General features: G+C 73.0%; 7 protein-coding genes and 1 pseudogene. 6 read left to right on the plus strand and 2 right to left on the minus strand.

Features of this window, described 5'->3' with window-relative positions; translation table 11 throughout:
• A partial coding sequence (locus M8C13_RS44160) for a type I polyketide synthase (protein ID WP_252486841.1) occupies positions 1 to 4,420 on the minus strand: 4,420 nt, incomplete at its 3' end.
• Between the two features lie 30 nt (positions 4,421 to 4,450).
• Positions 4,451 to 5,665 carry a cytochrome P450 gene (locus tag M8C13_RS45230; RefSeq protein WP_305884064.1) on the minus strand — a complete coding sequence of 405 codons (1,215 nt, stop codon included), beginning with the start codon at positions 5,663 to 5,665 and terminating at the stop codon, positions 4,451 to 4,453.
• A gap of 291 nt (positions 5,666 to 5,956) precedes the next feature.
• Between M8C13_RS45230 and M8C13_RS44170 the strand changes: the two genes are divergently transcribed.
• The 6 genes and pseudogenes from M8C13_RS44170 to M8C13_RS44195 form a co-directional block, all read left to right on the plus strand.
• Positions 5,957 to 6,985, plus strand: a complete 1,029-nt coding sequence (locus M8C13_RS44170) for a 3-oxoacyl-ACP synthase III family protein (protein WP_252486842.1) — start codon at positions 5,957 to 5,959, stop codon at positions 6,983 to 6,985.
• On the plus strand, positions 6,982 to 8,844 hold the full coding sequence (locus tag M8C13_RS44175; RefSeq protein ID WP_252486843.1) for an HAD family hydrolase: 1,863 nt from the start codon (positions 6,982 to 6,984) through the stop codon (positions 8,842 to 8,844). Before M8C13_RS44170 ends, M8C13_RS44175 begins: the two co-directional genes overlap by 4 nt.
• On the plus strand, positions 8,841 to 9,080 hold the full coding sequence (locus M8C13_RS44180) for an acyl carrier protein (RefSeq protein ID WP_252486844.1): 240 nt from the start codon (positions 8,841 to 8,843) through the stop codon (positions 9,078 to 9,080). The genes M8C13_RS44175 and M8C13_RS44180 overlap by 4 nt, the downstream gene beginning before the upstream one ends.
• Positions 9,077 to 9,823: a 2-oxo acid dehydrogenase subunit E2 gene (locus M8C13_RS44185; protein ID WP_305884065.1), complete on the plus strand. Its 747-nt coding sequence runs from the start codon at positions 9,077 to 9,079 to the stop codon at positions 9,821 to 9,823. Before M8C13_RS44180 ends, M8C13_RS44185 begins: the two co-directional genes overlap by 4 nt.
• Entirely contained in the window at positions 9,820 to 10,908 is a 1,089-nt protein-coding gene (locus M8C13_RS44190) for an alpha/beta fold hydrolase (protein WP_252486845.1), read from the plus strand. Before M8C13_RS44185 ends, M8C13_RS44190 begins: the two co-directional genes overlap by 4 nt.
• A gap of 35 nt (positions 10,909 to 10,943) precedes the next feature.
• A pseudogene (locus M8C13_RS44195) lies at positions 10,944 to 12,747 on the plus strand (type I polyketide synthase); the annotation flags it as partial.

Consider the following 12,747-nt stretch of genomic DNA (forward strand, 5'->3'; position numbering starts at 1 on the left):
GGGCGAACACCGGCGCGGAGTCCAGCAGCCCGACCGCCATCTGCGCCCACTGCGAACCCTGACCCGGGAACACAAACACCGGACCACCACAGGCCGCAGCTTCCCCGGTCACCACCTCCGGTGACTCCCCACCGGCGGCCAGCACATCCAGCCCTGCCAGCGCATCGTCCACAGTGGACACAATCACCGCAGCCCGGTGCTCGAAGGACGTGCGGGTGGCGGCGAGGGCGCGCGCGACCGGGACGAGCCCGGCCCCGCCGGCCAGTTCCGCCCGGAGCGCCTCCGCCTGCGCGCGCAGGGCCGGCGCGGTCCGGCCGGACACCAGCAGTGCCACGGTCTCCGGGCCGGTCACCTCGGCGATCACGGGTTCCGGCACCGACTCCAGCACCACGTGCGCGTTGGTGCCGCTGATACCGAAGGAGGACACCGCGGCCCGGCGGGGTTTCCCGGTCTCCGGCCATGGTTCGGCCCGGTGCACGAGCTCCACCGCGCCGGAGTCCCAGGCGATGTGCGGCGACGGCTCGGCCGCGTGCAGGGTCGGCGGCAGCACACCGGCGCGCAGGGCCTGCACCACCTTGATCACGCCCGCCACGCCCGCGGCGGCCTGGGTGTGCCCCAGGTTGGACTTCAGGGACCCGAGCCGCGCCGGGCGGTCCCGGTCCTGGCCGTACGTGGCGAGCAGCGCGTTGGCCTCGATGGGGTCGCCGAGGACGGTGCCGGTGCCGTGCGCCTCGATCAGGTCGATGTCCGCGGTGGACAGACCGGCGGCGGCCACCGCGGCCCGGATCACCTGCTGCTGGGCGGTGCCGTTCGGCGCGGTGAGGCCATTGGAGGCGCCATCCTGGTTGATGGCCGAACCGCGCAGCACGGCGAGCACCCGGCGGTTCTCCCGGCGGGCGTCGGAAAGTCGTTGCAGCACCAGCACACCCGCGCCCTCGGCCCAGCCGGTGCCGTCCGCGCCCGCGCCGAAGGCCTTGCACCGCCCGTCCGGGGACAGCCCGCGCTGCTTGCTGAACTCCAGAAACATGCCGGGGGTGGCCAGCACGGTGACCCCGCCGGCCAGCGCGGTGTCGGTCTCGCCGCGCCGCAGGGACTCCGCGGCCACGTGCAGCGCCACCAGCGAGGAGGAACAGGCGGTGTCGATGGTCAAGGCCGGGCCGCGCAGGCCGAGGGTGTAGGCCAGCCTGCCGGAGATGACGCTCGGACTGCTCCCGGTCAGCCCGTAACCCTCCGCGCCCCCCACCTCGTGCAGGCGGGGACCGTAGTCCGCGGCGGTGGCGCCGAGGAACACCCCGGTCCGGCTGCCGCGCAGCTCCTCCGGCAGGATGCCGGCCCGCTCCAGGGACTCCCAGGCGACCTCCAGCACCAGCCGCTGCTGCGGGTCCATGGCCACGGCCTCCCGCGGACTGATGCCGAAGAACTCCGCGTCGAACCGATCCGCGTCAGGCACGAAGCCGCCGTGCCGGGTGCTGGACCCGCCGGTGCCCTCTAGGTCCCAGCCACGGTTGTCCGGGAACTCCGAGATCACGTCCGCGCCGTCGAGCACCAGCTGCCAGAGCTTCTCCGGGGTGTCCGCGCCGCCGGGCAACCTGCACGCCATGCCGACGATCGCGATCGGCTCCTCGGCCACCACCGGCGCGGCCACCGCGACCTCCGCGCCACCGGTGAGGTGCTCGGCCAGCTCGGCGGGGGTCGGGTGGTCGTAGACCGCGCTCGGCGGCACCTGCCGGCCCAGCACCGCGGACAGGTTGCGGCACAGCTCGACCGCGGTCAGCGACTCGAAGCCCAGTTCCTTGAACGTGCGGTGCGGATCCACCTGCTCCGGACCCCGGTACCCGGCTACGACGGCGATCTGCCTGCGCACGGTGTCCAGCAGGTCGGCCGGGGCCGCGGGTTCCGGGCTCGCGGTGGGCGCGGGGATGCTGTCGAGCCAGTAGCGTTCGCGCTGGAAGGGGTAGGCAGGCAGGTCGATCGGGGTGGTTTCGGGCAGCAGGATGGCCCAGTCCACTGGGAGTCCGGTGGCCCACAGGTGGCCCAGCCCGGCGAGGAAGACGTCCTGGTCGCGGCGCATGACTCCGCCGACGCTCCAGTTCGCGGAGACTTCCTGTGCCATCGGGGTCAGGGCTGGGTGTGGGCCGACCTCGACCAGGTGGGTCACGCCTTGGTTGGCGACGGTGGCCAGGCCGTCGGCAAAGCGGACCGTGCCGCGGACATGCCGCACCCAGTGCTGCGGATCGGTGAGGGTCGTGGCGATGTCCCCGGTCAGGTTGGTCACGACCGGGATCTGGGGTTCGTGGTAGGTCAACCCCGCTGCCACAGCGGCGAACTCGTCCAGGATCGGATCGAGGTGCGCGGAGTGGAAAGCGTGGCTGACCTTGAGCCGGGTGGTGCGGAAACCGCAGTCCCGCAAGGCTTCCACCGCGTCGGCGTCACCGGAGACCACCACCGAGGTTGGGGTGTTGACCGCCGCGATGGAGACCCCGGCGGTCAGCAGCGGCAGAACCTCGGCCTCGGATGCCTGGATGGCCAGCATCGCGCCCGGCGCGGTGATCGACTGCATCAACCGCGCCCGAGCAGCCACCAGGGTGACGGCGTCGTCCTCGCCGAGCACTCCGGCGATGTGGGCTGCGGTGATCTCACCCAGAGAGTGTCCAATGAGGACAGACGGGGTGATGCCGAGTGATTCCAGGAGTCGGTAGAGCGCGACTTCCAGTGCGAAGAGGGCGGGCTGGGTGTTGGCGGTGTCGTGGACCGCCTCGCTGAGGGGCAGGTCCAGGCCGAACTTGTCGCAGAGCCGGGTGAAGGTCTCGGCGAAGACGGGGTAGGTGAGCAGGTCTGCGCCCATGCCGGGCCACTGGGAGCCCTGGCCGGAGAACATGAAGGCGACCGTGGCCGGGGTGGTGGCGGTCTGGGGCACCAGGGCGGCGAGGGCTTGGTCTGGGTCACCCACAGCGGCCGCGCGGTGCTCGAACTCGGTGCGGCCGGCCAGCGCACGGGCGACCGCGACCCGATCCGCGCCGGTGGCCAGCAGCGCGCGGACCTGCTCGGCCTGCGCGTGCAGGGCAGCTTCGGTCCGGGCGGAGAGCAGCAGGGGCGCCTCGATCGACGGGCTGGCGGGAGCCGGTTCCGTCGGCGGCGCCTCCGCGAGCACGACGTGCGCGTTGGTGCCGCCCATGCCGAAGGAGGACACCCCGGCGATCAGCGGGCGATCCGGCCGCGGCCACGGGCCCAGCTCGGTCTGCACGCGCAGGTTGTGCTCGGCGAGGCGGAGCGCCGGGTTCGGGTTGGCGAAGTTCAGGCTCGGTGGCAGCTGGCGGTTCTCCAGGCACAGCAGCGCCTTCAGCAACCCGGCGATGCCGGCCGCGCCCTCCAGGTGGCCGATGTTGGTCTTGACCGAGCCGACCGCCAGCGGGGTGGTGCGCTCCGGGGCCGTGCCCAGGGCCGCGCCGAGCGCGCCTGCCTCGGCCGGGTCGCCCTGGCGGGTGCCGGTGCCGTGCAGTTCGACGTACTGCACCTCGGCGGCGCGCACCCCGGCGTCCTGCCCGGCCAGACGCAGCACCTCGGCCTGGGCCACGGGGTCGGGCACGGTCAGGCCCGCGCCGCCGCCGTCGTTGTTCACAGCACTGCCCAGGATGAGGCCGCGCACCCGGTCGCCGTCGGCCAGCGCGTCGGCCAGGCGCTTGAGCACGACCACGCCGCCGCCCTCGCCGCGGACGTAGCCGTTGGCGCGCTCGTCGAAGGTGAAGCAGCGGCCGTCCGGGGACAGCGCGCCGAACTTGGCCGTGCTCACCGCGCTTTCCGGAGCCAGCATCAGGTGCACGCCACCGGCCAGCGCCAGATCGCACTCGCCGGAACGCAGGCTGCGCACCGCGGTGTGCACCGCGACCAGCGCGGAGGACTGGCCGGTGTCCAGCACCAGGCTGGGCCCGCGCAGACCGAGCAGATAGGACAGCCGGTTGGCGATCAGGCTGCGGTGGGTGCCGGTGAGGGTGGAGCGGGTGATCGCGTCCACGCCCCCTCGGCGGGCCAGCACCGCGTAGTCCTCGGCAGCCGCGCCCAGGAACACCCCGCTGCGGCTGCCCACCAGCGCGCCGGGCCGGATTCCGGCGTGTTCCAGGGATTCCCAGCCCAGTTCCAGCACCAGCCGCTGCTGCGGGTCCATGGCCGCGGCCTCGCGCGGGGCGATGCCGAAGAACCCGGGATCGAACAGGTCCACCCGGTCCAGGAACCCGCCCTGGCCGGGGTGGTCGAACTCCCCGGCGTCCCAGCGATCGGCGGGCACGGTGGTCACCGCGTCCCGGCCTTCGCTCAGCAGCCGCCAGAACTCGGCCGGGCCGTCCGCGCCGGGCAACCGGCAGGCCAGTCCCACCACCGCGATCGCGTCGCGGTTGCCGGGGAACGACTCAGCGGGCTGGTTCATCGGAATTCCGTTCCTGGTCGAGGGGGTGGGTCACCAGCGGACGGGCAGGTGGTTGACGCCCTGGACGGTGCCGGTGCCGGGCGCGCGGTAGGACAGGCTCTCGGCCGGTTCGGCCAGGCGCAGGCCGGGCAGGCGCTGGAACAGCCGGGACAGCGCGACCTGGAGCTCGATCCGGGCCAGGTTCTGGCCGAGGCACTGGTGGATGCCGTAGCCGAAGCCGATGTGGTTGCGGCTGTTGCGGTCCAGGCGGATCTCGTCGGGGTTCTCGTGCACGGTCTCGTCCCGGTTGGCCACGGTGGCCGAGATCAGCACGCCCTCGCCGGCCCGGATGGTCCGGCCCTCGATCTCGATGTCGGCCACCGCGACCCTGGCCCCGGCCAGGTCGGTGACCGCGAGCAGCCGCACCAGTTCCTCCACCGCGCCGGGCAGCAGGTCCGGGTCGGCGCGGAAGGCCGCCAGCTTTTCCGGGTGCTGCAACAAGGTGATCACCGACAGCGCGATGGTGGAGGCCGTGGTGTCGTGCCCGGCGATCAGCAGCACCAGTGCGATCTGCACCGCCTCGACCTGGGTGAGCTCGCCCCGCTCCACCTCCGGCGCCAGCAGCCCGACCAGGCCGGGGCCGGATTCCTTGCGGCGCAAGGTGACCAGCCGGTCCAGGTAACCGCTGAGCTCGCCGCCGGCCTGCTGGGAGTCCTGCTCGGTGGTGGCGTGCAGCAGCCGGCGGGAGGCGTCCTGGAAGAAGTCCAGGTCCCGCTCGTCCAGGCCGAGCACCTCCGACATCACCATGGAGGGCACCGGGATCGCGAAGGCCGACACCAGGTCCGCAGGCTGCGGCAGGGACTCCAGGTGGTCCAGGTAGCGCTCCACCACCCGCTCCACCATCGGCCGCAGCTCGCGCACGCTGCGCAGGCTGAAGTAGGGGTTGAGCAGCCTGCGGTGCGCGTTGTGCGCGGGCGGGTCCATGCCGATGAGCACCAGCTTCCGCGCCACGCTGGCGCGGAAGCGAGGCGCGACGATCGGGTAGCCGGGCCGGGTGCGGTCGGAGGACAGGCGGGGGTCGGCCAGCAGCGCGCGGGCCTCGGCGTAGCCGGTGACGAACCAGACCTCCCGCCCGTCGAAGAGGGTGACCCTGGACAGCGGGCCGGTGGCCGCCAGCTCCCGGTAACCGGCCGGGGCCTCATACGGGCAGGTGCGGGCCTGCGGGAACGCCGGCGCCTGCGTCGTGCCGGAAACGGCCTGGCTCATCGTGCGCACCTCGCGAAATCAGCCGCACCGGATGCGGAATTCTCGCCCACGGATTCGGGGCATGTCCCTCGGCAAAATAGGCACAGCGGCGGAGTTCGCACAATGTGCCTTTAGCGGGCGTTTAGCCCCGGATTGGATCGCCGGAAGACTGCCGCCAGCAGCACTTTCGACCCACCGTGGCGATCAGGCTCCGACCTGCGCGAAAAGCGCGGAATAAGAGTGCCTTTAGGCCGGACTGGAGAATTGTGGGCAGCGAGTTGCCTGAATCCGCGCGGAGAGGTGAGAGACACAATGGCCGACGTCGACATCCGGGTCCTCTCGGTCGGCACGGCGTTGCCCGGGCCGCCGGTGGACAACGCCGCCCTGGCCGCCCGGTTCGGCATGGACCGGCTGTGGCAGGAATGGATCGACCTGTTCATCGGCACCCGGTTCCGCCACCTCGCGCTGGACCTGGAAACCGGCGCGATCCGTTGCTCCCTGGCCGACCTGGCCACCACCGCGGGCGCCACCGCGCTGGCGCGGGCCGGGATCACCGCCGGGGAGATCGACCTGGTGGTGCTGAGCACCGCGACCCCGGACGCGCTGATGCCGGCCACGGTCAACGTGGTCGCCGACCGGCTGGGCATCAACGAGGTCAGCACCATCCAGCTGCAGGCGGGCTGTTCCGGCGCGGTGCAGGGCCTGGACGTGGCCCGCAAGCTGCTGCTCAGCGGCGCGCACCGCACCGCGCTGGTGCTCGGCGGCGAGATGCTGGCCCGCTTCTACGACCTGTCCATCGACCTGGCCAAGCTGCCGCCGGAGCAGCTGGTCAACTACGTGCTCTTCGGCGACGGCGCGGGCGCGGCGGTGCTCACCAGCAATCCCGCGCCCGGCGCCTGCTCGCTGGTCTCCACGCTGACCCGGCTGGAGGGCCTGGGCCGTGCGCCCGGCGCGACGCTGGAGTGGTTCGGGCCGGGGGAACGCGGCGAGCGGGTGGCCGCGACCGAGGACTACAAGGCGATCGAGGAACACGTGCCGGTGATGGCCGCCCGGACCGTGACCGAGCTGCTCGACGGGCTGGGCTGGCGGCCGGATGAGCTGGACTACCTGTTGCCGCCGCAGCTGTCCGGGGTCATGTCGGCCCGCATCACCGACCACCTCGGCCTGCCCGAGGCGCACGTGGTGAGCTGCGTGGACGAGATCGGCAACAACGGCAACGGCCTGGTCTACTTCCAGCTGGAGCGGGCGCTGCCCCGGCTGGCCCCCGGTGACCGCGCGGTGGGCGTGTCGATCGAGTCGAGCAAGTGGATCCGCTCCGGTTTCGCGCTGGAGCGCCGATGACCGGCCCTCTGGAGCAGCTGCGCGCACTGGCCGCCGGTGACGGGCTGACCGAACACTACCCGCGGGTGCGCGGCCTGCTCGGCCCGCTGTCCACAGTGGACCTGGAGCGGGCCGGGATGCTGTTGTCCCGCTTGGATCCGGACCGGGTGCGGGCCGCGCACCCCGGGCTGCCCGTGGTGCGGGTGGCGATCACCGGGCACGGCACGGTGGCCTCGATCCTGCCCGCGCTGACCGCGGAAGCCGCCCGGCACGGCGTGCTGCTGGCGCCCGAGGTCTCCGCCTTCGACGGCTACGCCTTCGACCTCGCCGACCCCGGCAGCGACCTCTACGCGCACCGGCCCGAGCTCATCCTGTGCCTGCTGGACCCGATGGTGGTCATCGACGAGCTGCCCACCCCGTGGACCGCGGCGGACGCGGCGCGCACCATCGAGGCCAAGATCGACCTGGTGGCCGGGCTGGCCAGGGCGCACGCCGCCCGGCACAGCGCGACCCTGGCGCTCACCACGCTGCCGCTGCCCGCCACCCTGCTCGCGCAGCTGGTGGACCACCGCTCGCGGGCGGAGCTGAGCGCGGCCTGGCGGCGGGCGAACGCCAGGCTGCTCGACCTGGCCGCCGAACTACCCGCGCTGGTCGTCGTGGACGTCGATCCGCTGCTGGCCGAGGGCATCCCGGCGATCGACGAGCGGATGTCGCACTACGCCAAGGCACACCTGTCCCCCGCGCTGCTGACCCGGCTGGCCCGCGAGTTCGGCCACCTGGCCCGGCAGCTGACCGGCAGCGGCGGCAAGTGCCTGGCGGTGGACCTGGACAACACGCTCTGGGGCGGCATCCTCGGCGACGACGGGATCGAGGGCATCCAGGTCGGCGAGGGGCCGGCCGGTGAGGCGTACGCGGCCTTCCAGCGGGTGCTCAAGCAGTTGAGCTCGCAGGGCGTGCTGCTGGCCGCGGTCAGCAAGAACGACCTGGAGCCGGTGCGCGCCGCGCTGAGCGGGCACCCCGGGATGGTGCTGCGGGAACAGGACTTCGTCCGGATCGCGGCGAACTGGCGGCCCAAGCCGGAGAACCTGGCCGAGCTGGCCGCGGACCTCAACCTGGCCACCGACGCGCTGGTCTTCGTCGACGACAGCCCGTTCGAGTGCGGCTCGGTCCGGCACGAGCTGCCCGGGGTGGCCGTGGTGGAGCTGGACCACGAGCCCGCGCGGCACGCCGCCCGGCTGCTGGCCGACGGCTGGTTCACCGTCCGGGAGCTCACCGCCACCGACCGGGCCCGGCCCGCCCTGTACCGGGAGGAGCTGGCACGGCAGAGCTTCCTCGGCTCCGCGCCCACCCTGGCCGACTACCTCACCGGCCTGGGCATCCGGGTCGACCTGAGCGCGGTCACCCCGGCCGACATCCCGCGGATCTCGCAGATCACCTTGCGCACCAACCAGTTCAACCTCACCACCCGGCGCATGCAGCCGGCCGAGGTGGAACTGTGGCTGGCCGAGGAGGGCTGCTCGGCGCTGGCCATCCGCAGCGCGGACCGCTTCGGCGACAACGGGCTGGTCGGCGCGGTCCTGCGGCGCCGCGAGGGCGACACCCTGCGCATCGAGAACTTCCTGTTGAGCTGCCGGGTGTTCAGCCGCGGCATCGAGGACGCCTGCCTGGCCGCGGTGCTCCGGCACGCGGCGGCCACCGGCGCCCGCGCGGTCACCGGCTCCTACCGCCCCACGGCCAAGAACGGCAAGGTCGCGGACTTCTACCCGCGGCACGGTTTCACCGCGATGGGCCAGGGCGAGTTCCGCCACGACCTCGGGGCGCTGCCGCCCCACCCGGAGCACATCCAGCTCACCGGCGACCTGACGGAGGCACAGCCATGACCGGCACCCTGGACCTGGACGAGTTCATCACCCTGCTGCGGGAGGAGATCGGCCTGCCGGTCACCGCCGAGGACGCCGGCCGCGAGCTGACCGAGATCGCCGGCTGGGACTCGGTGCACCTGATCGCCTTCCTCTCCGCGCTGGAACGCGCCACCGGCCGCCAGGTCTCGCTGGTGGCGGCGCTGCAGGCGAGCACGGTCGAGCAGCTGCACGCCGCGACCGCGGGGCAGGCATGAGGATCGCCCCGGTCCCCGCGCAGCGGCGGCACACCCTGTACTTCCTGGACCAGGTGCGCGCCTTCGCCCCGGTCTTCCTGGACACCGACGTGGACATGACCGCCGTGCGCGCGCACCAGGCCGCCCAGCCCCGCCGGATGTCCGTGGTCAGCTACGTGGCGCACGCGGCAGGGCGGGTGCTGGCCGAGCACCCGGCCGCCAACGCCGCCATCCAGGGCCGGCTCTCCCCACGCGTGGCCCGCTTCGACGGCGTGCACGCGAAACTGACCCTGGACAAGGAACTGGACGGTCAGCGGGTGGTGCTGGCCGCGGTGCTGCCGGAGGTGGACACCGCGAGCCTGGCCCAGATCCAGGACCTGGTGGAGCGGCACCGGGACACCGATCCGCACACCAGCCCCGAGTTCGCCCGGCTGCGCAAGCTGCACCGGGTGCCGCCGGTACTGGGCCGGTTGCTGTTCCGGCTGGCCGGCCGCAAGCTCGCCGCCCGGCCGCGACTGGCGGGCACGGTGGCGATCACCTCGCTCGGCCACCTGCCGGTCAACGGTTTCCACTCCGTCGGCGGCACCACGGTCACCCTCGGCATCGGCCAGGTGGCCGAGCGGCCGATGGTCCGCGACGGCGAGGTGGTGGTGGCGCCGGTGATGCGGCTCAACCTGGCCTTCGACCACCGGGTGATCGACGGGGCCGAGGCGGCCGAGGTGCTGGTCGGGATCAAGCGCAGACTGGAAGAGGTGGCAGGGTGAACGAGGTCGCCGAGCTCAAGCAGTTCGTCTGGGCGCACGCCACGGCGCGCGGCATCCCGCGCAGCCACTACGCGGCACTGCTGGACCGGATCAAGTCCGATGTGGATGGTGAACCGGGCTCATGGGCCAGGGAGTGGTCCCGGGCCGGTGAGCGCCTGGAACGCGACGGGCAGCTGCTGGAAGCCAGTCAGCACTACAACTTCGCCCGGTTCCCGTTCGTGGACGGCCCGGCCAGGGCGGAGGCGATGAAGCGCTGCGTGGCCACCTTCGACCGCTGGCGGCTGGCGGAGGGCGGGATCGAACGGCTGGACGTGCCCACCGCGGACGGCGTGCTGGGCTGCTGGGCCAGCGGTCTGTCCACTTCGGACAAGAAGCCGCTGGTGGTGTTCACCGGCGGCATCGTCAGCGTCAAGGAGCAGTGGGCCCCGCTGCTGCCGAAGCTGCGCAAGCTCGGCGTGGCCGCGATCGCCACCGAACTGCCCGGGGTCGGGGAGAACCCGCTGCGCTACGACGAGCACAGCCACCGCATGTTCGGGGCTGTCCTGGACGCGGTGGCCGACCGGGCCGATGTCGGGCGCACCCACCTGATGGCGCTGAGCTTCAGCGGGCACCTGGCGGTGCGGGCCGCGCTGGCGGACGGGCGCATCCGCGGCATCGTCACGGTGGGCGCGCCGGTGCGGGAGTTCTTCACCGACCCGCACTGGTGGCCGCGGCTGCCGGAGATCACCGTGGACACCCTGGCGCACCTGACCGGACTGTCCAGGGCCGCGCTGCCCGGCGGGCTGCGCGAGTGGGCGCTGTCGGCCTCCGAGGTGGCCGCGTTGCGCATCCCGCTCGGTTACGTGGCCTGCGCCCAGGACGAGATCATCCCGCCGGGCGATCCGGCCTTCCTGCGCGCGCACGCCCGTGACCTGCGGCTGATCGAGTTCGCCGATGTGCACGGCGCCCCCGCGCACTCCGCCGAGATGCAGACCTGGTCCCTGCTGACCCTGACCCGCATGCTCGGCGGCCGCCTGCTCCCCCGCGCCCTGCTCGGCGCGGTCGCCGCCCGCCACCGGCTGCGCCGCCGGCTCGCCCACTCCTGATCCCGAACCGTCGCACGCGAAAGGGCTCTCCCGCCATGGCCGCCACCGAGGACAAGCTCCGCGACTACCTCAAGCGCGTCACCAACGACCTCAGCCGGACCAGGGGTCAGCTGCGCGAGCTCGAGGAAGCGCGCCGGGAACCCCTTGCCGTGGTGGGCATCGGCTGCCGCTACCCCGGCGGCGTGCGCACGCCCGAGGACCTGTGGCGGCTGGTGGACGCCGGGGTGGACGCGGTGTCGGAGTTCCCGGTCAACCGCGGCTGGCAGCTGGACGGGCTCTACCACCCCGATCCCGACCACGCGGGCACGGTGACCGCCACCCGCGGCGGCTTCCTGTACCAGGCCGATGAGTTCGACGCGGAGTTCTTCGGCATGAGCCCGCGCGAGGCCCTGGCCACCGACCCGCAGCAGCGGCTGCTGCTGGAGACCACCTGGGAGGCCCTGGAACACGGCGGGATCCTGCCGGCGTCGTTGCGGGGCAGCCGGACCGGGGTGTTCGTCGGCGTGATGTACAACGACTACGCCTCCCGGCTCAACCCGATGCCGCCCGCCTTCGAGGGCTACGTCACCACCGGCAGCGCGCCGAGCATCGCCTCCGGGCGGATCGCCTACACCTTCGGCTTCGAGGGGCCTGCGGTCACCGTGGACACCGCCTGCTCCTCCTCGCTGGTGGCGATTCACCTCGCGGGACAGGCACTGCGGCAGGGTGAGTGCGATCTGGCGGTGGCGGGTGGCGTGACGGTGATGTCCACGCCGTCGACGTTCATCGAGTTCTCCCGGCAGCGCGGGCTGTCCCCGGACGGCCGGTGCAAGGCCTTCGGCGAGGAGGCCGACGGCACCGGGTGGGGCGAGGGCGCGGGCGTTGTGGTGCTGGAACGGCTCTCCGACGCCCTGCGCAACGGCCACCAGGTCCTGGCGGTGATCAGGGGCAGCGCGGTCAACCAGGACGGCGCGTCCAACGGGCTCACCGTGCCGAACGGCCCGGCACAGCAGCGGGTCATCCGGCAGGCGCTGAGCAACGCCGGACTGACCGCCGCCGAAGTGGACGTGGTGGAGGCGCACGGCACCGGCACCCGGCTCGGCGACCCGATCGAGGCCCAGGCGCTGCACGAGGTCTACGGCCGCGCACACCCGGAGTCGCCGCTGTGGCTGGGGGCGCTGAAGTCCAACCTCGGTCACCCGCAGGCCGCGGCCGGGGTCGGCGGCGTGATCAAGATGATCATGGCGATGCGGCACGGCAGCTCCCGGCCACGCTGCACGCGGACACCCCGTCCAGCCGGATCACCTGGGACGGGTCGGTGGCCCTGCTGACCGAGTCCCGGCCGTGGCAGGTGGACCGTCCGCGCCGGGCCGGGGTGTCCTCCTTCGGCATCAGCGGGACCAACGCGCACCTGTTGCTCGAACAGGCTCCCGCGACCGAGCCGGTGACCACCGCGACGCACGGGGACCTGCCACTGCTGCTGTCGGCCCGGACCGAGCAGGCACTCCGGGACCAGGCCGAGCAGGTCCGCGCACTGCTGGCCACCGGAGCCGATCCCGCCGCGGTCGCCCGCGCCCTGGCCACCACCCGCACCGCCTTCGAGCACCGCGCGGTCGGCCTGGACGCAGCGGCGCAAGTCGCCACCACCCCTGCCACCGTCGCCTTCATGTTCTCCGGCCAGGGCTCCCAGTGGCCCGGGATGGGTTCAGACCTCCTCCGCTACCCGGCTTTCGCCGAGACCTTCACCCGCCTCTGCGACAAGTTCGGCCTGGACCTGCCACTCAGCGACGCGGTGCACGACACCGCCAACACCCAGCCCGCCCTCTTCGCACTGGAAGTCGCCCTCTACCGACTGCTGGG

The organism is Crossiella sp. SN42 (genome assembly GCF_023897065.1).
GTDB lineage: Bacteria > Actinomycetota > Actinomycetes > Mycobacteriales > Pseudonocardiaceae > Crossiella.

Excerpts from the sequence above, each read along its gene's own strand:
- M8C13_RS45230 (WP_305884064.1), bottom strand. The coding sequence starts at position 5,665 with ATGAGCCAGGCCGTTTCCGGCACGACGCAGGCGCCGGCGTTCCCGCAG.
- M8C13_RS44170 (WP_252486842.1), top strand. The coding sequence starts at position 5,957 with ATGGCCGACGTCGACATCCGGGTCCTCTCGGTCGGCACGGCGTTGCCC.
- M8C13_RS44175 (WP_252486843.1), top strand. The coding sequence starts at position 6,982 with ATGACCGGCCCTCTGGAGCAGCTGCGCGCACTGGCCGCCGGTGACGGG.
- M8C13_RS44180 (WP_252486844.1), top strand. The coding sequence starts at position 8,841 with ATGACCGGCACCCTGGACCTGGACGAGTTCATCACCCTGCTGCGGGAG.
- M8C13_RS44185 (WP_305884065.1), top strand. The coding sequence starts at position 9,077 with ATGAGGATCGCCCCGGTCCCCGCGCAGCGGCGGCACACCCTGTACTTC.